Source organism: Ochrobactrum sp. SSR, from assembly GCF_030067775.1.
In the GTDB taxonomy this organism is placed as follows: domain Bacteria; phylum Pseudomonadota; class Alphaproteobacteria; order Rhizobiales; family Rhizobiaceae; genus Brucella; species Brucella teleogrylli.
On sequence record NZ_CP125969.1, the window covers coordinates 206,305 to 228,510 of the forward strand.

Sequence of the window (22,206 nt, forward strand, 5' to 3'; positions counted from 1 at the left end):
ACCTGGAATTCAGAGCGGAAAACGGAACACAACGTCAGTGCATCGGCGGCCGTTTCCGGTCGGTTGATGCGTTGCCTGACGTTAGACGCTTACGATCATGGGAATGATGCTTCTGACTTAGCCCAGGCAGGCCGGGCTTTCAATAGTCAATTAGCCGTACGCATCAGCTCCAGTCAGGGCGGCGATTTGTCCACGCTATTCCCGACATATTTCCGATATAGGCTCAGACATGACCGACAAACCATTCTGGAAAACCAAAAAGCTCAATCAGCTGACCCGCAGCGAGTGGGAAAGCCTGTGCGACGGTTGTGGCCAGTGCTGCCTGCATAAATTGCAGGACGACGACACCAACGAGATTTACTGGACGAGCGTGGCCTGCACTTTGCTCAATGCTGAAACCTGCCAGTGCCGCGATTATCCAAACCGCAGGGCCACCGTGCCGGATTGCGTATTCCTGACGCCGGAAATCGTCGATGAAGTGGACTGGTTGCCGGTGACCTGCGCTTATCGTCTCGTTGCGGAAGGCTCCGACCTTTACTGGTGGCATCCGCTGGTTTCCGGCTCGCGGGACACTGTGCATGAGGCGGGCGTTTCGGTGCGCGGCAAGGTAACCGCCTTCGATCATGACATGGAAGATGACGAGGATTATCTCGATCATATGGTCATGCCCGATTGAATGCGCATTCTTTATAACATTGCTTAAATTTAATAGAGAGCAGGCAGCACTTTTCAGTTCTCTTAATTCTTTGAATTTGAATGGGTTTTACCAGTGGTTTCCTGCCTTATCCGTCTCGCTCGTCTTAACTGAATGTCAGATGAACGGAGGCTTTTCGTTTCGTTCATCTTCCTCGTTCTAATTATCGGGTGTCTCAGGCGGAGGGCCTGACACTCAATTGGAAGAGGTTCAAAATGTCCGCTATTTCGCTCAAGTCGTTTGCCGTTACCGCTGCACTTGGTCTTGCCGCCGTCTTTTCGGCTGGCGCATCGGCGAATGCCGCGCCTGCAATGACAACACCGGCTGTCAGCACTGCCGCCCATGGCGCAGTTATCAATGTCGATTATCGCGGTCGTCCACATCATGGACGTCCGGCCTATCGCGGCCCTGCCTGCTCTGTTGAATCCGCCAAGATGAAGGCGCATCGCATGGGCATTCGCAATGCGCGCGTCGCTTATCGCGGCAAATCCGTGCAGGTGCGCGGCTTCCGCCATGGCCGTCCGAGCGGCGTTGTATTCGCCAATGCGCGCGGCTGTCCGATCATCCGCTAATGTGATGTAAAGATAAAAGAAAAGGGGCGCCTGGCGCCCTTTTTTGTTGGCCGAAACTGTCGTTATTGCTTGATCTCGTAGACGACATTGACCGAAACATTGAAGCTGTTTTCGCCAGCTGCGACCGGAACGGCATCTTCCGGAGCGGCGGCAGCCATGGTCTTGAACTGGCCGCGGGCGATTGGCATCGGCATGGGCGGACGGCCCTGTTCGGTGATTTCGATGACACGGCCGAGACCGACGCCTGCGGCATCGGCAAGCGTCTTAGCCTTGGCGGCAGCGTCGGCCACGGCGCGCTTGCGCGCTTCGTTGATGGTTGCAGCCGGATTGTCGTTGACGAAGCTCAGATCTCCGCCCTGATTGACGCCGAGTGTAATGGACTGGTCGAGTACTTCGCCGACCTTGGCAAGATCACGGACGCGCACGGTGAGGCTGTTGGTGACCGCATAGCTTGTGATGCTCGGTTCCTTGAGGCCGTTCTTGTCGTCAGGGAAAACATAGCGCGGCTGGATATTGATGCCGCCGGTCTGGAGGTCGCGCCCTTCGATGCCGGCTTTTTTCATGGCGTCGAGAACTTTGGCCATGGCTTCGTTATTGGCGGTCATCGCCTCGCGGGCCGTCTGGGCTTCGCGCAGAACGGTGAGATTGAGAATCGCCATGTCAGGTGCGGCTGTCGTGGTGCCTTCACCGGTCACGGCAATGCGCGCAGGCTGTCTCGACATCTGGTTCTCCTGGGCTGCGGCGGGCAGGGCGAGAGCGCCTGCGAGCATGATTGCCGAAAAAGAGGCTGCTATGAGCGTGGTAGCGCGGTTTTTCATGAAATCTCCTGTAGAGAATGTTGAGGCAGCTTATTGAAAGCAATCCGGGTTATCGGTTCGCTTTATCGTTGAAATCGTTTGTTTCTTAAGTTCCCTCTCATGCGCGTCGCCATGATATAAGAATGGAAATGCCCCTTTAATGCAACCGGGGGCTTCAAATCCTGACCATCGTGGCTTGCTGACGCCATCCATCGCAATCGAATATGTGCGCATTAGGGCGACTGGCAGATTTGACAGTTGTATCTTCCGTTTCTTTAGGGTACGTGCAGTGTTGCGTGGGGCCTGTAGCTCAATTGGTTAGAGCCGGCGGCTCATAACCGCTTGGTTGGGGGTTCGAGTCCCTCCGGGCCCACCATTTCCTTTAAAAGCAAAGACTTGCAGATCGGCTTTCGTGTTTCGAAAGCCGCGCGCCGACCACGTTCGTGCTGCTTCGCCCGTCATTTCCCGATCATATCCATTGTTCTGTCTGCCGGGCTGATATCGCGCTGCTGTGCCCTGTTTGAATTGCGGATTCTTATTCTCAAATTTTCAACAAATTTTTAGGTCTTTGTTAAGGAAATAGTAACGCAATGTTATAATTTTTTAACATGCGTGATTTTGCAATATTATGGAGGTTTTCGGCGATGAGGAAAAATGCAACCACCGTTGCGTTAGCACTGGCAGGGTTGGTGGCGAGTTCTCTCGTGGCTACGGCAAAGACGAATTATATCGGAGAATTTAAGGACTGGGGCGTTTATCAGAACACTGATCTGCCCGGTAACAAATGCTATGCTTTGACGGTTCCGGTTAAATTTCATCCCGTAGATGTCAGGCACGGCGATAATTTCATCATTATTTCCAAGTCGAGCGGACAGTACAGCCCGCAGCTTGTCATGGGCTATGATCTCAAGGCAGACAAAGCCGTGAATGTCATGGTGGATGGCACAGCATTTCCTTTCTTCAGTGAAGGCAATCGCGCCTGGGCGGAAAATGTCGCCGATGAAACGCGGATTATAAAGGCAATGCGTGCAGGCAAGGCGGTCAATGTGCAGGCGGTTTCAGCGCGTGGCACGCAGACGCGCTACACATTCTCGCTGATCGGCCTTTCGGCATCGCTTCAGCGCGTCGATGGCTGCTGACCGGAGCCTCAGTAAAGAAAGACCCCGCCATTGGGCGGGGCCTTGGAGTTCCATCAAAGTCCGAGGAACTTGAACGGTTCGGTTTCCTTGAACTGATCGTTGGCCATGCCGGAGAAGGTGTTGGTCTGGTCGGGCCCGAGATCGAGCTTCTTCACTTTGCCGGTTTCGGGCGAAAAATCGACCTTGTTGAGGTCGATCCAGAATGTATTCGGTGTCAGTGCGGATTCGAAGAAATAGAGCTTCCGCTTGTGGTCGGCCACGGTGCGCCAGCGGGTCGATGAAATATTCGGCTGATCGGGCGTGCTGATGCCGAACGGCACCGAGACATTTCGAATCACGCTGAACACGCTGGCGATGGTTTTCACCGGATCTTCCGTTTTCGGAATGGCATTCACGTAGAAAGAAGCCCGGGCGAAGCGGTCGGCGGCGCGGTTGGTGCCCGGCAGCATCACGGTGCCGCCGATATCCTTCCAATAGGCGTTGAGCGCCAACTGCTGGTCAAAGGTCGGTGAATTGGTCATCACCGGATATTGCTTGCCGTGGTGGATGACCTGCTTGCCGTCGATATATTCGATGATGGCGCTGTCGCCGCTGGAATCCGACATGGCCAGATGCAGCGTGGCGAGGCGATCTTCCCCCGGCACCTTGTCGGTCACGACATTGAACGGATTGTCGCTCAGCGCTTTTACCGCTTCATCGACAGTTGCGAAATTGTCGAGGACATATTGCGTCCAGGCAGCGATGCTGAGGCTTGGATGCTTTTCATCGAAGGGCGGATATTCCGATTCCACCAGCCACAGCACGCTTGCCGAAAGCCCCGCTTCATTGAGGCCGTCCGTGGTTGAAATGTCATAGCCGGAGGCGATGACGCTGCCATATTTGGATTGCCACTGCACGGAATTTGGCCCGGCTTCGCCGGAGCGTTTCATACCGCGTGGAAAAATCCAGAGATTGGTCGCCACGTCGACCTTCCAGTCCATGGAACGGGCCGTGATGATCTGGTCATTGGCACCGTGATAGACGAGGCGCGTGCATGCCTCGGCGACAGGAGCAGCAATCATGCTGCCCGCCACAAGCAATGCGGTGCATGTGGCAGCAAAAGAACGTTTCAATGTCGGCATGGAATGGCCCCTGATGTTCGTTTCAATGCGGGATCGGAACGGATCGGCGTAGAACGCCCCGAAACCGATATAGGGCGGGGGCTGGCGAAGAAAAGCGCGTTAAAAACGTTGTTATGCCTTTTTGTTTAGTGATGATCGCCCGTGTCGCCGGGCTTGCGATTGACACCCTGAAGGATGACTTCGAGAAGCCACGGTTTCTTTTCAATGACTGCGGAAAGATCGTCGGCGCGAATGCTCAAGCCGGCTTCCTTGAGCATCGTATCAGCTGCTGCGCCCGAACCGTTTGTCTTGTCCAGAGCCAGACGGTGCGCGCGGCGCAGCAGCATTTCCGCCGGTGTAAAGCCGCCATCCGCGAGGCTTTTTTCTATCCGGCGTTGGAGCTCTTCAGGAACCACCATTGTGCAATTGCCCTCATCGATCTTTGATATTGTTTGCAGCTGCCCCGCTTCAGGGAGATTCCGCCCGAGATTTTATAGATAGGCCTGTTGAAGAATTTGAGAATATGAAAAGTAAAATCGCGGGATCGCTCGCGTCCGGCGTCTTTCCGCCACATGAACAAAATTTTGCCGTTGTTTCCCTTGTTTGGCGATTTGACGCCTCTTACATAAGGCAATAGCCCATCCGGGGAACAACGTCGTGATTTTGACCGGCGTCGGGAAGGGCTCTGTCTTTAGTGAAAACAATAAAACGGTTTGCAATGGCCACCCTACGCTATTTTACATGGCCCATGATCTTCACAGTCGTGGGTCTCGCAGCTGCTGTCTGGCTCGGATACGAGATGACCGGCACTTTCGGGGGAATGGTCTCCGTTTTCATCATCTGCGCCGTGCTGAGCGTTCTTGAGATTTCGCTTTCCTTCGATAATGCCATCGTGAATGCGCGCATTCTGCGTGACATGACACCCGAATGGCAGCATCGCTTCCTGACATGGGGCATCATCATCGCCGTTTTCGGCATGCGCATCATTTTCCCGCTGGCCATCGTTGCGGTGGCCATGTGGACGGACCCGATTTCAGCGCTCAAACTCGCCATCTGGCAGCCGAATGAATATGCCCGTGTGATCGCGGAAGCCCATACCGGGATTGCTGCGTTTGGCGGCACGTTCCTGCTGATGGTCGGTATGAAATATTTCTTCGACGTCGAGAAGGATGTGCACTGGATCAAGGCCATCGAAAGCCGCATGTCGAAATTCGCGTCCGTGCAGGGCGTTGAAATCGGCGTTGCCGTCGCGCTGATCCTGTTCTTCTCCTACCAACTGGATGCTGTTCATTCGCACACATTCCTCGTTGCTGGCCTGTTTGGTCTCCTGACCTTTCTGGCAGTCGAAGGGCTGGGCGAAGTGCTGGACGCCACGCAGGAACAGATCGACATGGTCCATCGCGGTGGTCTTGGCGCTTTCATCTATCTGGAAGTGCTTGATGCAAGTTTCTCGTTTGACGGCGTCATCGGCGCTTTCGCGCTGACGACCAACCTCTTCATCATCGCGATCGGCCTTGGCATCGGCGCCTTTTATGTGCGCTCGCTCACCATCATGTTGGTGGAGCGCAAGACGCTCGGCCAATACCGCTATCTGGAACATGGCGCGTTCTATGCCATCCTCGTTCTGGCGGTAGTGATGTATGTGCAGACGCTGGTTCACATACCGGAAGTCATTACCGGCCTCATCGGTGCGGTGCTGATCGGCCTCTCCTTCATGTCGTCGCTGCGCTATAACCGGCTCAATCCGCACTGGCAGGACGACAGCGAAGAGGTCATAGGTCACTAAGCAATGACATCAATGACAAAAAGGGCGGCCTATGCCGCCTTTTTTATTGCCCTGGATGATATGGTTTGCCGGTAGCCGATTTGGCCGAATCGACAGAACCATCGAGGGGAACCCATGATCGTTACTCGCTTGAGCAAGACCGCTTTCGTGGCGGCAATCGCCTTCTTCGCAACCCTGGTCGCTTTCGGTAACATCACCGATTACGGCAGCAATTTCGCCTTCGTCCAGCATGTTCTGATGATGGATACGATCTTTCCCGATGCCACGATCAAATATCGCGCTATCGACAATCCAACCCTGCATCATGCGGGCTATATTCTGATCATCGCGGCTGAAACGCTGACCGCCATCCTGTGCTGGATCGGGGCTTTCGCCATGTTGGGGCGGCTCACGGATCGCGCGGCCAGCTTCAATCGCTCCAAGAAATGGGCCATTGCCGGGCTTTCGCTCGGCTTTCTGGTCTGGCAGGTGGGCTTCATATCGGTGGGCGGCGAGTGGTTCGGCATGTGGATGTCGCAGACGTGGAACGGCATCGAATCGGCCTTCCGCTTCTTCATCACCATCATCGCCGTGCTGATCTATGTGGTCATGCCCGATGGCGAGCTAGAGTAAATGCGCGGCTGAGGCAGGCTCATCGACCAGTTCGACGCCAGCCTGCTTCATCTTCTCCAGCATGGTGCTCATGGAGCCGTTGAGGTCGATGCCACGACAGGCATCGAGCCGCACCCGTACCTGAAAACCTTGTGCTACGGTATCAAGCGCGGAATAGGCAACGCAGAAATCGGTTGCGAGACCCGCAAGCGTCAGCGAACCGATGCCGCGCTCGCGTAAATATCCGGCAAGGCCGGTCGGTGTTTCACGATCGTTTTCGAAGAAGGCTGAATAGCTGTCGATGCCGAAACGGAAGCCTTTGCGAATGACGAGCTGTGCGCGCGTCCATTGCAGGGCAGGGTGAAATTCCGCCCCGCGCGTGCCCTGTACGCAATGATCCGGCCACAGTGTCTGCGGCCCGTAGGACATGTCCACCATATCGAAGGGCGCTTTTCCGGGATGGGTGGAGGCGAAGCTCGAATGACCGGCAGGGTGCCAGTCCTGCGTCAGAATGACGTGTTCGCTTTCCTCGATCAGTCGATTAACGGCGGGCAGAATTTCATCGCCATAAGCAACAGCCAGCGCGCCGCCGGGGCAGAAGTCATTCTGAACATCGACGACAATAAGGGCATGACCGATCATAAGCGCTCCTGCTTCATTTCGAGCTTTGTCATGGCGACTATAATCAGCCCATATCACTGAGACCAGCGAATATGCATGTTCTGGTATAACAGGGATAAGGGTGCTACGGACGGCTTCGATCAAAAACCACACAGGGACGACCATGACAGACGAAATCACGCGCGACAGCAACGGCACGCAATTGAATGACGGCGATTCCGTCACGCTCATCAAAGATCTGAAGGTCAAGGGAACCTCGACCACGCTGAAGCGCGGCACGATGGTCAAGGGCATTCGCCTGACCGGAAATCCCGCCGAAGTCGATTGCAGCACCAAACAGGTCAAGGGTTTGGTGCTGAGAACGGAGTTTCTGAAGAAAGCTTAAGCGTCGATCTCCACGCGACCACGCGGGCGACTGCAACAGGCGAGAATGTAGCCTTCCGCGATTTCATCGTCGCGAATGCCGCCATTGTGGTTCATCTCCGTCTCACCGCCGAGGCATTTCACCTTGCAGGTGCCGCAAATGCCGAATTCGCAGGCGCTCGGTATTTTCAGACCGCCATTGCGGGCGGCAAGCAGGATGGTGTCGTTTTCGGTGCATTCCACTTCGACGCCCGAAAGGCTGAACACCACGCTGGCGGCAGCCACGGCGGGCGCAGCCGGAGCCGCAGCAACTGCGGCAGGTGAGGCGGAGGCAAGTGCGCTCGGCACGGGCACCGACGAGATTTCGCTCGCGGGCTGGAAGCTCTCCTGATGATAATTGGCCATGTTGAAGCCGGATTGTTCCAGCAATCCGCGCACGCCGTTCATGAACGGCTCGGGGCCGCAGCAGAAGACCTTGCGATGCTGGAAATCCGGCGCCAGCAATTCGAGCCGCGCCCGGTCGATACGACCGTGCAGGCCCGGCCAGACATGCCGGGCGGAGGACTGCTCGACAATGAAGGCGAGCCGCATCGCATCCATACGACCGGAAAGCAGTTCCAGTTCCTTGCGGAAAATAATGTCGTCCGGTGTACGGGCGCAATTGATGAATGCTATGTCGGTTCCCGGTGCGCAGTCGAACAGCCAGCGGGTCATGGAAACCATCGGCGTGATGCCGGAACCAGCCGAGATGAACAGGTATTTTTCACTCGGATGATTGGCGAGCGAAAAGTCGCCATTCGGCCCGTAGGCCTTGATCTTCATCGGCGGGCGCAGATTGTCGAGCATCCAGCGGGTGCCGATGCTGTCCTTCTGCGCCTTGACCGTCACCGAAATATGGTAGGGCCGCGACGGCGTGGATGACAGCGTATAGGTTCTGAGCACAGGGCCAAGACCGTCCGCCCGCTCCAGCGGCAGTTCCAGCGTGACGAACTGGCCCGGCGTATAGCGGAACCAGTTGCCTTCTTCGGTCCTGAACGAGAAGGTCATCACATCCGGCGCTTCTTCGATGGCCGAAATGCATTCCAGCATTTGCAGCCTGTCGTTCCACGGCAGCATCTCGTCCAGATATTTCAGAGGCTGCATGGCCTTCTCGCTTCTCAATTCGTATTTCGGTCTATGCCGATCAGGCCACGCGGCTAAGCTTGGCCGTTTCACCGCTGAGGCGCGGCGTCATCGTATTGGTGTACCATTCGAGGAACTGCATCACGCCGCCTTCATGCTCGACCGAATAGGGGCCGGGCTGATAGGCGGGCGAGCGGATGCCGACGGCATTTTCCTCGACGATCTGCCGATCCTGATCATTGGTCTGTATCCACACATGGGTCAGTTCGTCCAGATCATAATCGACGCCTTCAACCGCATCCTTGTGCACCAGCCACTTGGTGGTGACGAGGGTTTCTTCAGCACTGATCGGCAAAACGCGGAACGATATGGCGTGGTCGGCCATCAGGTGGTTCCAGGTGGACGGATAATTGAAGAGCAGCATCGCGCCGATATTGGTGTTGCCTGCAACCTGATCGCTCAGCGGCTTCTTGACGGCGGCCTTGCCCGACATTGTATAGCTTACCGCATCGCGCAGAAGCGGAATGCGGGTGATGCGATGACGACCGTCTTCGGACATTTTGAATTCTGCCGGCAGGCCGGCGCTGGCGCAGTTCTTCCAGAGCTGGTTGATTTCCGGGTCTTCCATCACACCCTGAACGCCGGTCGCCGATGGCGCTTCGGGATAGGTGCGGCAGAGTTCCGGGTGGTTCGCGGCGCAGTGATAGCACTCGCGATTGTTTTCCCAGACCAGCTTCCAGTTGCCCTTTTCGATGATCGAGCTTTCGAAAGCGACCTTGGCGTCCTTGATATTGTGCGGCGCGAGATAGGGTTCGACCAGATTGCGGAAGGCGGTGAAATCGGGGGCTTCGTCGGCGACGCAGATATAGATATAGCCTGCGACCGTCTCGCAATGCACCTGCTTCAAACCATATTCGGCGGGCTTGAAATCCGGGCCAACCTGACGCGCGAAGAGCAAGCGTCCGTCCAGCTCATAGGTCCACTGGTGATAGGGGCAGACGAGCTTCGCCGCCGTGCCTTTCTCGGCAGAGCAGATGCGCGAGCCGCGATGACGGCAGGAATTGTGGAAGGCGCGGATACCGCCCTGCGCATCGCGCACGATGACGACCGGATAGGCGCCAACCTGCACGGTCATGTAGGAGCCGGTCTTCGGCAGCTCGCAATCATGGCCGACAAACAGCCAGTCACGATAGAAGATGTTTTCCAGATCCAGCTTGTAAAAATCCGGATCGGTGTAAAACTTCTGCTCCAGGCTGAAATTGGGGTCGCGCCCGGACAAAAGCCCCAGCATTTCCCCCAGCACTTTATTGCGAACGTCCATCATCACGACCCTTGCTTCATCTTCGTTAGGATCGGCATTTGCTGTTCTCCCAGCGACCTTGGCCTGATCCGGTGTTCCCTTAGCCTTCCAGAAGCCCGGCTTTTGCCGCTACATCAATGGCTTGTTCGTTTCCGTTTCGGATTTCGAACTGGCTTCCGTTGTCATGATTCAATCACTGAAATGTCCTAAACGCGCATTGGGATGCGACATGGATTTCGCGTAAAGACGACACGCCAAAATGTCGCTTTTGCGGCAGGCAGTCAGGACAGCAAATATGCGTGACAGCTGACATGCAAAGCATTTCCGGGATTGCCAACAGGCCGAAAAGATAGTTACCACACGAACCAGACAGAAACTGTTTCATTCCATGGGAGGCCCAGAGGTCATGAAACGCTCAGAAATCAATGATATTATCCGCGAAAGCGATGCGTTTATCCGCTCATTTGGCTATGTCATGCCGCCCTTTGCCTACTGGACTCCGGAAGAGCTGAAGCAGCGAACCGGCAGCGATGCCGCAGCCATCCGCGATGCGCGTCTGGGCTGGGACATTACGGATTACGGTCAGGGCAAGTTCAAGGACCTTGGCCTTTTCCTGTTTACGACACGCAACGGCAATGCCGATGACCTGAAGCGCGGCGGCGGCATGCTTTATGCCGAAAAGATCATGATCTCGCGCGAGAACCAGCTTTCGCCGATGCATCGCCATGTGGTGAAGGCTGAAGATATCATCAATCGCGGTGGCGGCACGCTGGTGCTGGAACTGTTCAATTCGCTGCCGGACGGCAGTGTGGATGAGCATTCCGATGTTACGGTTGCGACCGACGGTCGTCTTGTGACGCAGAAGGCGGGCGCGCATCTGAAACTGTCGCCCGGTGAAAGCGTGACGCTTCTGCCCGGCAACTGGCATGCTTTCTGGGGCGAGGGCGGCGACGTGCTGATTGGTGAAGTTTCGACCGTCAATGACGACCTCACCGATAATATTTTCCGCGAGCCGATTGGCCGCTTTTCGAATATTGAAGAAAACGAAAAGCCGCTGCATCTGCTGGTCTCTGACTACGACAAGTGGCTCTAAGCCAAACTGAAGGACTGAACATATGAAGCTGGCGATGATCGGAACGGGCTATGTGGGTCTAGTTTCGGGCGTGTGTTTTGCCGAATTCGGCTTCCACGTCACCTGCGTCGACAAGAACCCGTCGATCATCGAACGCCTTGAGGCGGGCAAGGTCACGATCTTTGAGCCGGGCCTCGATGAACTTCTGACCCGCAACATTCGTGACGAACGGCTGGATTTCAGCACCGATCTTGCGACAAGCGTGGCCGATGCCGATGTAATCTTCATCGCTGTCGGCACGCCGTCGCGGCGCGGCGACGGCGAGGCGGACCTGCAATATATCGAGGCAGCGGCGGATGAAATCGCGGCAGCGATGAAGCCCGACGCCGTTGTTGTCATCAAGTCCACAGTCGTCGTCGGCACCAATGCGCGTATCCGCGACCGTATTGCCGCAGCACGCCCCGGTGTGCCTTTCTCCATGGTTTCCAATCCGGAATTCCTGCGCGAAGGCTCGGCCATCGAGGATTTCATGCGGCCCGACCGCGTTGTGGTGGGCGTTGAGGACGAGCGCGGCAAGGCTGCGATGCAGCGTCTCTATCGCCCGCTTTATCTGCGCGAGACGCCGATGGTCGTCACCTCGCTCGAAAATGCCGAGATCATCAAGTATGCCGCCAATGCGTTTCTGGCCATGAAGGTCACCTTCATCAATCAGGTGGCGGATTTGTGCGAGAAGACCGGCGGCAATGTGCAGGAAGTCGCGCGCGCCATCGGTATGGATAACCGCATCGGCTCCAAATTCCTCCATGCGGGACCGGGCTTCGGCGGCTCATGCTTTCCGAAGGATACGCGTGCTTTTGCCGCCACCGGCAAGCGTTACGACGCGCCGCAATCGCTGATCGAGGAAGTGATCGCCATCAACGAAACGCGCAAGCAGTCGATGGCGGAGCGGATCGTTTCCGCAGCGAAGGAAAGCGGCGCTGCGACGGTTGCGGTTCTGGGCATCGCGTTCAAGCCGAATACTGACGATATCCGCGGATCTCCGGCCCTGGATATCGTGACCGCGATCCAGAAGGCAGGCATTTCGGTGCGCGCGCACGACCCCGAGGCGATGGAAGCCGCCAAGGCCGTTCTGCCGGATGTGATCTGGTGCAACTCGGCCTATGAGGCAGCGGAAGGGGCTGGCGTGGTGGCGCTTCTGACCGAATGGAACGCCTATCGGGCGCTGGATTTGAAGCGCGTCGCAAAAGCGATGGCTGGCAACGTGCTGATCGATTTGCGCAATGTCTATAAGGCGGAAGACATCGCCGATACTGGCCTCGACTACCGTTCGGTAGGGCGCCAGCTGAAAAGCTGATCTCGGGGCGAGTTATTCGCTCGCCACGATCCGCTTCTTTTCATTGGCGATAAGCCAGAGATTGCGGACATAGACCAGCAGGCCGAAACCCTGTCCAGCAATGAAAACCGGGTCTTTGCGCTGGACCGCATAGATCAGCAGCAATGCGCCGCCGAACAGCGAGAAAAACCAGAACGCCACTGGCATGACACTGCGTTTGGCTTTTTCGGAAGCCAGCCATTGCACGACGAAGCGCATGGTGAAGCAAGCCTGTGCGACGAAGCCGAGCACGATCCAGCCATCCCACTGCGCGACGAAGACTTCGTGCAGCCACTGCGACAGGCTGTTGAAAATATCAGTCATGGGTAATCTCCGTCACGCGCGGCACGACCTTGCGGCGCTTGCGCAGCCACCAGACGCCGTAAAGATCGAGTATGCCACGCAGTCCGCGATCAAGGATGCCGTAATTGGATTTGCCATGGCGGCGTTCGCGGTCAACCACATCCACATGCACGACATCGAAACCTTCGCGCAGCGCCAGCGACGGCAGATAGCGATGCCAGCCGTCGAAGAACGGCAGCTGACGGAACAGGTCGGTATGCAGCGCCTTGAGGCCGCAACCGGAGTCGCGCGTCTTGTCCTTCAGGATCGCGCCACGCAGATTATTGGCGAAGCGGGACGACATTTGCTTCAGCTTGGTATCGGTGCGCTTCAGACGCTGGCCAGCGGCAATGCCATAGCCTTCGCCCGCCTCAACCAGCGCATCGACCAGAACCGGCAGATAGGCCGGGTCGTTCTGGCCGTCGCCATCCATCGTCACCACAATCTTGCCGCGTGCGGCAAAAACACCGGAACGCACTGCAGCACTCTGGCCGGATGAACGGTCATGGCGCAGATGGCGCAGCGGCTTGCCTGCATGGATGCGCCGGGCGATGACGTCGCTGGTCGAATCCGTCGAGCCGTCATCGACGACAATCACTTCATAGGCGCGGCCCTGCATCGCGGAATCCACCTCATCCAGCAGAAAGGCGAGATTGTCCGCCTCATTGCGGCAGGGGATGACCACAGAAATTGTCGGTGTTTCCACGCAGAGTGTTCCTTCGTTCCTTGCGCTATTTTTCAAGCGCAGGCTCCATTTTCATTGTCTGGAGCCCCGATATTCGCGCAAGCCGCGCCAATTTTTGATCAGCATTAGCTTTTCCCGAAACCGGCAATGGCTTTCGGGGCCGATGCTCTAGCACTGAATACCCGGCGAAGCCAAGATGCTTCAAGAAATCGTGAGCCGAGCTCGATACAGAAGATAATAGCCGCTTTTTAACTGGACATGGTTGAAGACGGAAGGGTCTCCACCAGCCAATCCAGAAATTTCTGTGTTACGTCGTCCCGGTTGATCTCATTCAGGCTTTCATGGCGGGTGTCGGGCAGGATCGTGCAGGTGACCCGCGTGAACCCCATGCGCCGCATCCGCTCCGCCAGTCGCGCGACGGCAGTGCCTTTGGCAGTAGCGGGATCTTCGCTGCCGCCGACCAGATGAAAGGGCAGGCTGCGCGGGATGTTGCCGAAGGTGCGATCATCCGCGCCGCGTGCGGTCATGTGCACGAGATCGAGCCACAGCGATACAGTCGCATCGAAGCCGCAAAGCGGATCGGCGACATAGGCATCGACCTCCGCCGGATCGCGCGACAGCCAGTCGAAGGGCGTGCGATGGCCGGGGATGGAGCGGCCCCATGCACGAAAGGTCAGCTTCGGTAGCAGGCTGCTCGGAACATCCGACCCTTTCAGCATGCGCTCCATATAAAGAAGAGCGGCAGCGGCTTTGGCTTCAAGGCCGCCGTCGAAATTGGCATTCCAGATCGCAGCGGCATCCACCGTGTCGGCATGGTCCAGCACATAGTTCAGCGCGATCAGGCCGCCCATCGAATGGCCGAACAGCACCACCGGCAATCCGGGGTGCTCAAGATGAATGTGGCGGTTCAGCGCCAGAATATCCTCGATCGCCACATCATGGCCTTGCTTTTGTGAAAACATTCCTCTCGGTGCATGGGCGCCGATATTCACGCCGTGTCCACGGTGGTCGTGCGCATAGACATGATAGCCAGCCTGTGCCAGCGCGTCTGCGAACCGCCGATAGCGCGCGGAATGTTCCGCAAGCCCGTGGCAGATTTGAACGACCGCGCGTGGTGCGTCGGCAAGCGCGTTTCGAAACGGCAGTTGCGTCGCGTCGGACAAGGAGAGGTGATGGACGGTTTCAAACGACATTTCACCATCTGATTTTATGCCGCGCAAATAGTCAATTCCCCGGTTGGGCACGATATTAAAAGAGGCATGACAACGTTGTATGAGGGAATTTTAGGCAAAAGCTTTTTTTTGTGCAAATTCTGCTTGAAATGCGGAAAAAGCTGGGCAAATCTAGCTTCAACGGGGAAATACAGGGGCTTTGACGGTTATAAAAGGCGTCATTTAGAGAATTTCAAGCCATCATTTGCAGGCCGTCCGATGAAAGGGAGGAAACTTTCGCGGACGGTGGCCAGAGGGGAAACCGGGTGACGGAAATATCCGCGCCCGGTTTCATTCTTTTAAGCTCAATTTTTGAAGCGTGTGCTGCCGGGGGCCATGCCTCAATCGGCATATTTGTTTTGCGTGATGGCGTTTGCGTCCGCTCACTATTTGGCCTACATACGCGTCAGCAATTTCCGCGCGGCTCGGCTTCGTTTGGACCGCCCGCGCTTTCCAACCAGTGGAGACGACGCGCTTTATGGCACGCCAATTCATCTATCATATGTCCGGGCTGAACAAGGCCTACGGCGCCAAGAAGGTTATCGAAAACCTTCACCTGTCATTCTATCCCGATGCGAAGATCGGTATTCTCGGCCCCAACGGTGCCGGTAAGTCGACCATCCTCAAGATCATGGCCGGTCTCGACAAGGAATATACCGGCGAAGCCTGGCTCGCAGACGGCGCCACTTGCGGCTATCTCGCGCAGGAACCGCATCTCGACCCGGACAAGACCGTCCTCGGCAATGTGATGGAAGGTGTGGCTGCGAAGACAGCCATTCTCGACCGTTACAACGAGTTGATGATGAACTATTCTGATGAAACCGCCGACGAAGGTGCGGCGCTTCAGGATATCATCGACAGCCAGAACCTCTGGGATCTGGAAAGCCAGGTTGAAATGGCAATGGAAGCGCTGCGCTGCCCGCCAGCCGACGCCGATGTTACCAAGCTTTCGGGTGGTGAACGTCGCCGTGTTGCGCTTTGCAAGCTGCTGCTGTCGAAGCCTGACTTGCTGCTGCTCGACGAACCGACCAACCACCTTGACGCTGAAACCACCGCATGGCTGGAAAAGCATCTGCGCGAATATCAGGGCGCTGTCCTGCTCATCACGCATGATCGCTACTTCCTCGACAATGTAACCGGCTGGATTCTCGAACTCGATCGCGGTCGCGGCATTCCTTACGAAGGCAATTACTCGGCTTATCTCGAAGCCAAGGCCAAGCGTATGATTCAGGAAGGACGTGAAGAAGATTCGCGTCAGAAAGCGCTTGAGCGCGAACGCCAGTGGATTGCGGCAAGCCCGAAAGCTCGACAGGCCAAATCGAAAGCCCGTATCAAGGCTTATGATCAGCTGGTCGAAGCTGCGGAAAACCAGCGTCCGGGCGATGCCCAGATTCTGATCCCGGCAGGCGAGCGTCTCGGTCAGGTGGTTATTGAAGCGGAAGGTCTGACAAAGTCGTTTGGCGATCGCATGCTGATCGAAAACCTGACCTTCAAGCTGCCTCCCGGTGGCATTGTTGGTGTTATCGGCCCGAACGGTGCCGGTAAGTCGACGCTGTTCAAGATGATCACCGGTCAGGAAAAGCCGGATTCCGGTTCGATCCGCATCGGCGACACGGTTCATCTCGGTTACGTCGATCAGAGCCGCGATCACCTCGATCCGAACAAGAATGTCTGGGAAGAAATTTCCGGTGGCAACGACATCATCAAGCTCGGCAAGTTTGAAATGAACTCGCGCGCTTATTGCGGTGCGTTCAACTTCAAGGGTGGCGATCAGCAGGCTAAGGTCGGCAATCTGTCTGGTGGTCAGCGCAACCGCGTGCATCTTGCCAAGATGCTGCAGGCAGGCGGCAACGTTCTGCTGCTCGACGAACCGACCAACGATCTTGATACGGAAACGCTGGCAGCGCTCGAAGACGCGCTTGAAAAATACGCTGGTTGCGCCGTTATCATCTCCCACGATCGTATGTTCCTCGATCGTCTGGCAACGCATATTCTCGCTTTCGAAGGCGACAGCCATGTCGAATGGTTCGAAGGCAATTTCGAGGATTATGAAGCGGATAAGGTCCGTCGTCTCGGACCGGAAAGCGTCAACCCGAAGCGGGTGACGTATAAGCCGCTGACAAGGTAATGATTTTAAGGCCGGTGCATCGCACCGGCCTTTTCATTTGATGAAAGGAAAGACGATGAAAGACTGGTCCGCAAAACAGTATCTGAAATTCGAAGATGAACGCAGCCGCCCGGCGCGCGATCTTCTGGCGCAGATACCTCTGGCAACTCCACGCAAGGTGGTGGATATCGGCTGCGGACCCGGCAATTCAACCGAGCTTCTGGTCGAGCGCTGGCCGGACGCGCAGATTTCGGGCTTCGACACCTCGCCGGATATGATCGACAAGGCGAAGGCGCGTTTGCCGGATGTCGAGTTCTTCATCAGCAATGCCGCCAGTTTCGAGCCGGACGCCGAAACGGACGTGCTGTTTTCCAATGCCGTCTTTCAATGGCTGCCAGACCATATCGAGCAATTGCAGCGGCTTTTGTCCTTGATGCAACCCGGCGCATTTCTGGCGATCCAGATGCCCGACAATATGGGCGAGCAAACCCATATCGGGATGCGCGAGGTTGCCAAGACTGCGCCTTTTGCAGCCAAGATCGGCACGACGGGCAGGGGGCCTTTGCCGCCGGTCGCGACTTATTACGACGCTTTCGCTGGCGATGCGGCGCGGATTGATATCTGGCACACGATCTATAATCACCCGCTGGCGGGCGTGGATGCCATCGTGGAGTGGGTCAAGGGCACGGGTCTCAGGCCATTCCTCGACCCGCTGGATGCGGACGAGCAGGCGGCCTATCTTGCAGCCTATAGGGAGCGCATCACCCCGCACTATCCGACGACTCGCGACGGCAAGGTGCTGCTTCGATTCCCGCGTATTTTCATGCTCGTCCAGAAGCGATAATCATGCCGAAACCGGCCACTACACGGGGATGTGATTGACGCTCGCCGGGGCAGCGGTCGGGCGCATTTATAATTTTTCCAATTATTTCAAAGAACTGCGACGGATGATGGCAGGTGGATCGCCATCGTCCGCCTTGCTATTGGTTACAAGTCAATAGATTGCATGCAAATGATTTTGCTCCTATGGTCTGATCGCATTCTGGAACCGATGCTAATTTAGTAAGTTAGCAGGCATCCTTATAACGCTGCGCTTCATCCAAAATTTTCGCTGTCGTTCGATGTGGGTAACAGAATCCGCTTTTGGGAGTTTTCAACATGAGCAATGCAAATACGCATGTCGATGCCAATGGCGAGTTCGAAGCGGCGCATGACGCCCACGATACACGCCGTCGCGTCTATGCGATTGTGGCCAGCGCCTCGGGCAATCTGGTCGAATGGTATGATTTCTATGTTTATTCGTTTGGTGCGCTTTACTTCGCGTCGCAGTTTTTCCCGGCCGAGGATCAGACCAGCCAGCTTTTGAATGCAGCTGCGATTTTCGCGGCCGGCTTTCTGATGCGCCCGATTGGCGGCTGGTTGTTCGGTCGTATCGCCGACAAGCTGGGTCGCCGCACATCGATGCTGATTTCCGTCACCATGATGTGCTTCGGCTCGTTTGCCATCGCCATCCTGCCGACCTATGCATCGATTGGCGTGCTGGCGCCGGTGCTGTTGCTGATCGTGCGTCTGTTGCAGGGCCTTTCGGTCGGTGGCGAATATGGCACCACGGCAACCTATATGAGTGAAGTTGCGCTTGCAGGCCGTCGCGGCTTCTTCTCGTCGTTTCAATATGTCACGCTGATCGGTGGCCAGCTTCTGGCCGTGCTGGTGATCGTGCTTCTCCAGTTCTTGCTGACGTCTGAACAGCTTCACGCCTGGGGCTGGCGCATCCCGTTTGCAATTGGTGGTCTCGCGGCCATCGTGGCGCTCTTTTTGCGCCGCACGCTGCATGAAACGACCACGGAAGAAACCCGCAACAGCAAGGCTGCCGGCAGCTTCGCCACCATCTGGAAGCATCATCGCAAGGCGTTTCTGGTTGTTGTCGGCTTCACGGCAGGCGGTTCGCTCGCCTTCTATACGTTCACAACCTATATGCAGAAATATCTGGTCAATACGGCCGGCATGAGCAAGGAAACCGCCAGCGAAACCATGACCTTCGTGCTGCTGGCCTATATGCTCATGCAGCCGCTATTCGGCGCCTTGTCCGACAAGCTCGGCCGCAAGACCATGATGATCGGCTTTGGCGGCATCTCGATCTTGACCACGATCCCGTTGATGACATTGATTGGCTCGGTGCAGAGCTCGACCATGGCTTTCATCTATATCGTGATCGCGCTGGCCGTGGTGAGCATGTACACCTCCATCAGCGGCATCGTGAAAGCCGAGCTTTTCCCGGCGGAAGTGCGCGCCCTTGGCGTCGGTTTTTCCTACGCCATCGCCAATGCGATCTTTGGCGGCACGGCGGAATATGTCGCGCTGTGGTTCAAACAGCAGGGCATGGAAAGCGGCTTCTTCTGGTACGTGACCATCATGATGGTCATCGTGTTTGCGGTCAGCATCTTCATGCCGAACCCGCGTAAGCACGGTTATCTGCAGGGGCATGGGTCCGTCGATTAAACGGGCCGAGGTTCTCTAGGATCAAGACGCCGCCTCCGGGCGGCGTTTTTACATCTCCACGGCTTCGTCGTCTTCCGGCGACAGAAGCCGTGTCGCGCGCCATTCCGTCAGCTTTGAGTTGATCGCGTCTAGCACAAAGAAGCGCGCGGAATCCTTGTCATATCCGTCATCGCGCAGCGTATCATAATCCGTATGGGCGTGGCGCACATGCGCCACGGTGGCAAGCCAGACCGCCGTGGACGGCGGCAGCGTCTTCATATGCGGGGCGAGAGCCGCCGCTCTGATCGGTTCCGAATCCGAATAGGGAACTGCCGGAAGCAGCAATGTGAGCGATTTGGCGATTGCCTTTTGACGCGTTGTGCCCGCACGCATGGCGCTTTCCTTTCCCGCACTCGCTGTGAACGAATCCCCAGTTCCCTTTCATTCTGCCATGAAAAGCACTTGCATAGGAATGCCTTTCCATATAAACATATCTTTATATGTTTTTGAGCGCAGCCAAGGTTGTGCCGCAACGGAAGAGCTGAGGACATGGCCGGTTTGCAATTGCAACTCGATCAGATGGTGGATGTGTTGAAGGCGGTGGCAGAGCCAAGCCGTCTGCGCATTCTGGCGCTTCTGGCGCGGGGCGACCTGACAGTTTCCGATCTGACGACAATTCTCGGCCAGTCGCAGCCGCGTGTATCGCGCCATCTCAAGCTGTTGGGCGAAGCCGATCTCATCGACCGCTATCAGGAAGGGGCATGGGCCTATTTCCGGCTGGCGGATAATGCGATCAGCGGCGATCTGGCACGTGGTTTGCTGGCGCGGCTCGACCGCTCTGATGCGCTGGTCGAGCGCGATCAGGAGCGGCTTTCGCAGGTCAAATCCAGCCGTCAGGAAAAAGCCGCGGCCTATTTCAGCGCCAATGCTGGCAGCTGGGGCGAAATCCGCAAGCTGCATGTTTCCGAGAATGCGGTCGAAACCGCCCTCAAGAAGATCGTCGGTGAAAAGCCGTTTCAGGCCATGCTCGATGTCGGGACCGGCACCGGGCGCCTGCTGGAGCTTTTCGCGCCGCTTTATGCGCGCGGTCTCGGCATCGATATCAATCGCGACATGCTGGCGGTGGCACGGGCCAATCTCGATCTTGCCGCCATCGGCAATGCTCAGGTGCGCCAAGGCGATGTTTATGCCCTGCCGGTCGAACGCGAAAGCTTCGATCTGGTGACGATCCATCAGGTGCTGCACTTTCTGGACGATCCGCTTTCGGCAATCCGTGAAGGCGCGCGTGCGCTGCGCCCGGACGGTCGCTTGCTGATTGTCGATTTTGCGCCGCATACGCTCGAATTCCTGCGCGAAGACCACGCGCATTTGCGCCTTGGCTTCAGCGACGAGCAGATGCTGAGCTGGATGAAGGAAGCGGGCCTTGAGCCTGAAAAGACGCTGGAATTAAGCCCGAAAGGCGCAAGCGGCGATGAGGGGCTGACCGTCAAGCTTTGGCTTGCACGTGATCCGCGTCTTCTCATTGCCGCTCCGGCAACGAATGAATCAAGCATGACGGAGACAGTGTGATGGGTTTTTATGGTCTTTCCCGCCGACCGGATGTCGGCCAGACCACCCGGGTATCGTTCGAATTCTTTCCGCCCAAATCGGAAGAAATGGAACAGCGCCTTTGGGAAACGGTCACACGGCTGGCACCGCTGCAACCGGAATTCGTCTCCGTGACCTATGGCGCGGGCGGTTCCACGCGTGAGCGTACGATACGGACGGTGGCGCGAATCCTGAAAGAAACCGACATCAAACCTGCGGCGCATCTGACCTGTGTGGATGCAACACGTGAGGAAGTCGACCGCGTGGTGCGCGAGTTCGCCGATCTTGGCGTGAACCGCTTCGTGGCCCTGCGCGGTGATCCGGCAGCGGGGATTGGTGAAAAATATGTGCCGACAACCGGTGGTTATCTGAACGGTGCCGATCTGGTCGGCGGCCTGCGTCAGATTGCGGATTTCGACATTTCGGTTTCCGCCTATCCGGAAAAGCATCCGGAAAGCCCGGATTTCGCGACCGATATCGACATGCTGAAGCGCAAGGTCGATGCTGGCGCCACCCGCGCCATCACGCAGTTCTTCTTCGAGAACGATCTTTATGAGCGTTATGTCGAGCGCGTGCGCCGGGCGGGGATTTATATCCCGATCGTTCCGGGTGTTCTGCCGGTGCATAATTTCAAGCAGGTCAAGAATTTCTGCGCCCGTTCCGCGACGCATATTCCGGCCTGGCTGGCAGAGCGTTTCGACGGGCTGGAAAACGACCCGCAGACGCATCAGCTCGTGGCTGCGGCCATCGCCGCCGAACAGGTGATGGATCTGATCGAGCGCGGTGTGCAGGACTTCCATTTCTATACGATGAACCGCGCCGATCTGCCCTATGCGATCTGCCATATGATTGGCATTCGCCCGAAGACGGAAGCGGTGCTGGAGCCTGCCTGAAAATAAAGAAAGCCCGCCGAAATGGCGGGCTTTCTGTTTCTTGCGAGACCGGTCTATCCTCGAAACCCGTGTCGCCGTAATGGTCTGATGCGTCTGCTTTACGGTATGACGCCTGCTATCAACGCTGCAACAAATGCAAATGCTGCACAGATCATGAGGACATTCAAAGATCGTGTCAGTCCCATCGGTCTGTCTCCTTCATATGCGCCAGACAAGCGTCCGGTGCGCGCTGGTAGAGACTGGAATCTAAGCGCAAAAAGCCGAGAACAAAAGAAGATTTCGTGCTGCAACCTGGCGTGATTGCGAAAAAAACCTTCTGTTTACCACCTAAGTTATTGAAATTTTTAACCTGAAAAATCTGTTCACATTTCATG

Annotated in this window: 23 protein-coding genes and 1 tRNA gene; 14 read left to right on the forward strand and 10 right to left on the reverse strand. The window is 56.6% G+C overall.

Features of this window, described 5'->3' with window-relative positions; genetic code table 11:
• The first annotated feature begins 229 nt into the window (after window positions 1–229).
• Both QLQ11_RS00940 and QLQ11_RS00945 read left to right on the forward strand, forming a co-directional pair.
• The gene (locus tag QLQ11_RS00940) at window positions 230–676 is read left to right on the forward strand and encodes a YcgN family cysteine cluster protein (protein ID WP_109369450.1); all 447 of its coding nucleotides are present in this window, start codon (window positions 230–232) and stop codon (window positions 674–676) included.
• Between the two features lie 233 nt (window positions 677–909).
• Entirely contained in the window at window positions 910–1,266 is a 357-nt protein-coding gene (locus QLQ11_RS00945; RefSeq protein WP_121536444.1) for an antifreeze protein, read from the forward strand.
• A 62-nt stretch (window positions 1,267–1,328) separates the two neighbouring features.
• Here QLQ11_RS00945 and QLQ11_RS00950 read toward each other — a convergent pair whose 3' ends face one another.
• Complete coding sequence (locus QLQ11_RS00950) at window positions 1,329–2,084, reverse strand: SIMPL domain-containing protein (RefSeq protein ID WP_121536442.1); 756 nt, start codon at window positions 2,082–2,084, stop codon at window positions 1,329–1,331.
• A gap of 278 nt (window positions 2,085–2,362) precedes the next feature.
• On the opposite strand from QLQ11_RS00950, the gene QLQ11_RS00955 reads away from it, so the two are divergent.
• Together QLQ11_RS00955 and QLQ11_RS00960 are read left to right on the forward strand one after the other, a co-directional pair.
• Window positions 2,363–2,439, forward strand: a tRNA-Ile gene (locus QLQ11_RS00955).
• A 268-nt stretch (window positions 2,440–2,707) separates the two neighbouring features.
• A complete protein-coding gene (locus tag QLQ11_RS00960) occupies window positions 2,708–3,202 on the forward strand; it encodes an invasion associated locus B family protein (protein WP_109369447.1) in 495 nt (164 codons plus the stop codon).
• A 53-nt stretch (window positions 3,203–3,255) separates the two neighbouring features.
• Here the strand turns inward: QLQ11_RS00960 and QLQ11_RS00965 are convergent, their stop codons facing one another.
• Together QLQ11_RS00965 and QLQ11_RS00970 are read right to left on the reverse strand one after the other, a co-directional pair.
• Window positions 3,256–4,323: a linear amide C-N hydrolase gene (locus tag QLQ11_RS00965; protein ID WP_109369446.1), complete on the reverse strand. Its 1,068-nt coding sequence runs from the start codon at window positions 4,321–4,323 to the stop codon at window positions 3,256–3,258.
• 125 nt (window positions 4,324–4,448) lie between these two features.
• Window positions 4,449–4,721: a hypothetical protein gene (locus QLQ11_RS00970; protein WP_121536440.1), complete on the reverse strand. Its 273-nt coding sequence runs from the start codon at window positions 4,719–4,721 to the stop codon at window positions 4,449–4,451.
• Window positions 4,722–5,020: 299 nt separating this feature from the next.
• Here QLQ11_RS00970 and QLQ11_RS00975 point away from each other — a divergent pair, with 299 nt between their 5' ends.
• On the forward strand, window positions 5,021–6,088 hold the full coding sequence (locus tag QLQ11_RS00975) for a DUF475 domain-containing protein (RefSeq protein ID WP_109369444.1): 1,068 nt from the start codon (window positions 5,021–5,023) through the stop codon (window positions 6,086–6,088).
• Between the two features lie 114 nt (window positions 6,089–6,202).
• Complete coding sequence (locus tag QLQ11_RS00980; RefSeq protein ID WP_121536438.1) at window positions 6,203–6,700, forward strand: DUF2165 family protein; 498 nt, start codon at window positions 6,203–6,205, stop codon at window positions 6,698–6,700.
• On the opposite strand, the gene pncA is transcribed toward QLQ11_RS00980, so the two are convergent.
• Entirely contained in the window at window positions 6,692–7,321 is a 630-nt protein-coding gene (pncA, locus tag QLQ11_RS00985; RefSeq protein WP_121536436.1) for a bifunctional nicotinamidase/pyrazinamidase, read from the reverse strand. The genes QLQ11_RS00980 and pncA overlap by 9 nt on opposite strands.
• Window positions 7,322–7,463: 142 nt before the next feature.
• Here pncA and QLQ11_RS00990 point away from each other — a divergent pair, with 142 nt between their 5' ends.
• Complete coding sequence (locus QLQ11_RS00990) at window positions 7,464–7,685, forward strand: alkylphosphonate utilization protein (protein WP_121536434.1); 222 nt, start codon at window positions 7,464–7,466, stop codon at window positions 7,683–7,685.
• Here the strand turns inward: QLQ11_RS00990 and QLQ11_RS00995 are convergent.
• The gene (locus QLQ11_RS00995; protein ID WP_121536432.1) at window positions 7,682–8,806 is read right to left on the reverse strand and encodes a hybrid-cluster NAD(P)-dependent oxidoreductase; all 1,125 of its coding nucleotides are present in this window, start codon (window positions 8,804–8,806) and stop codon (window positions 7,682–7,684) included. The two genes, QLQ11_RS00990 and QLQ11_RS00995, sit on opposite strands and share 4 nt — an antisense overlap.
• Window positions 8,807–8,846: 40 nt before the next feature.
• The gene (locus QLQ11_RS01000; protein WP_121536628.1) at window positions 8,847–10,106 is read right to left on the reverse strand and encodes an aromatic ring-hydroxylating dioxygenase subunit alpha; all 1,260 of its coding nucleotides are present in this window, start codon (window positions 10,104–10,106) and stop codon (window positions 8,847–8,849) included.
• Between the two features lie 385 nt (window positions 10,107–10,491).
• On the opposite strand from QLQ11_RS01000, the gene QLQ11_RS01005 reads away from it, so the two are divergent.
• Together QLQ11_RS01005 and QLQ11_RS01010 are read left to right on the forward strand one after the other, a co-directional pair.
• Window positions 10,492–11,178, forward strand: coding sequence for a D-lyxose/D-mannose family sugar isomerase (locus tag QLQ11_RS01005; RefSeq protein ID WP_109369439.1), 687 nt, complete (start codon window positions 10,492–10,494; stop codon window positions 11,176–11,178).
• Window positions 11,179–11,200: 22 nt separating this feature from the next.
• A complete protein-coding gene (locus tag QLQ11_RS01010) occupies window positions 11,201–12,511 on the forward strand; it encodes a UDP-glucose/GDP-mannose dehydrogenase family protein (protein WP_371835885.1) in 1,311 nt (436 codons plus the stop codon).
• Window positions 12,512–12,523: 12 nt separating this feature from the next.
• Here the strand turns inward: QLQ11_RS01010 and QLQ11_RS01015 are convergent, their stop codons facing one another.
• The 3 genes from QLQ11_RS01015 to QLQ11_RS01025 all read right to left on the reverse strand — a co-directional run bounded on the left by QLQ11_RS01015 (window position 12,524) and on the right by QLQ11_RS01025 (window position 14,749).
• Complete coding sequence (locus QLQ11_RS01015; protein ID WP_283735921.1) at window positions 12,524–12,853, reverse strand: lipid-A-disaccharide synthase N-terminal domain-containing protein; 330 nt, start codon at window positions 12,851–12,853, stop codon at window positions 12,524–12,526.
• On the reverse strand, window positions 12,846–13,577 hold the full coding sequence (locus QLQ11_RS01020; protein WP_121536428.1) for a glycosyltransferase family 2 protein: 732 nt from the start codon (window positions 13,575–13,577) through the stop codon (window positions 12,846–12,848). Before QLQ11_RS01020 ends, QLQ11_RS01015 begins: the two co-directional genes overlap by 8 nt.
• A 227-nt stretch (window positions 13,578–13,804) precedes the next feature.
• The gene (locus tag QLQ11_RS01025) at window positions 13,805–14,749 is read right to left on the reverse strand and encodes an alpha/beta fold hydrolase (RefSeq protein ID WP_283735920.1); all 945 of its coding nucleotides are present in this window, start codon (window positions 14,747–14,749) and stop codon (window positions 13,805–13,807) included.
• Between the two features lie 496 nt (window positions 14,750–15,245).
• Here QLQ11_RS01025 and ettA point away from each other — a divergent pair, with 496 nt between their 5' ends.
• The 3 genes from ettA (at window position 15,246) to QLQ11_RS01040 (ending at window position 19,373) form a co-directional block, all read left to right on the forward strand.
• Window positions 15,246–16,895, forward strand: coding sequence for an energy-dependent translational throttle protein EttA (ettA, locus tag QLQ11_RS01030; protein ID WP_121536424.1), 1,650 nt, complete (start codon window positions 15,246–15,248; stop codon window positions 16,893–16,895).
• Between the two features lie 55 nt (window positions 16,896–16,950).
• Window positions 16,951–17,718, forward strand: coding sequence for a trans-aconitate 2-methyltransferase (gene tam / locus QLQ11_RS01035; protein WP_121536422.1), 768 nt, complete (start codon window positions 16,951–16,953; stop codon window positions 17,716–17,718).
• 314 nt (window positions 17,719–18,032) lie between these two features.
• Complete coding sequence (locus QLQ11_RS01040) at window positions 18,033–19,373, forward strand: MFS family transporter (protein ID WP_109369432.1); 1,341 nt, start codon at window positions 18,033–18,035, stop codon at window positions 19,371–19,373.
• 48 nt (window positions 19,374–19,421) lie between these two features.
• On the opposite strand, the gene QLQ11_RS01045 is transcribed toward QLQ11_RS01040, so the two are convergent.
• Complete coding sequence (locus QLQ11_RS01045; RefSeq protein WP_109369431.1) at window positions 19,422–19,745, reverse strand: DUF2293 domain-containing protein; 324 nt, start codon at window positions 19,743–19,745, stop codon at window positions 19,422–19,424.
• Between the two features lie 156 nt (window positions 19,746–19,901).
• Here QLQ11_RS01045 and QLQ11_RS01050 point away from each other — a divergent pair, with 156 nt between their 5' ends.
• Complete coding sequence (locus QLQ11_RS01050; protein ID WP_121536420.1) at window positions 19,902–20,921, forward strand: metalloregulator ArsR/SmtB family transcription factor; 1,020 nt, start codon at window positions 19,902–19,904, stop codon at window positions 20,919–20,921.
• Window positions 20,921–21,832, forward strand: a complete 912-nt coding sequence (gene metF / locus QLQ11_RS01055) for a methylenetetrahydrofolate reductase [NAD(P)H] (RefSeq protein ID WP_121536418.1) — start codon at window positions 20,921–20,923, stop codon at window positions 21,830–21,832. The genes QLQ11_RS01050 and metF overlap by 1 nt, the downstream gene beginning before the upstream one ends.
• Window positions 21,833–22,206: the final 374 nt, after the last annotated feature.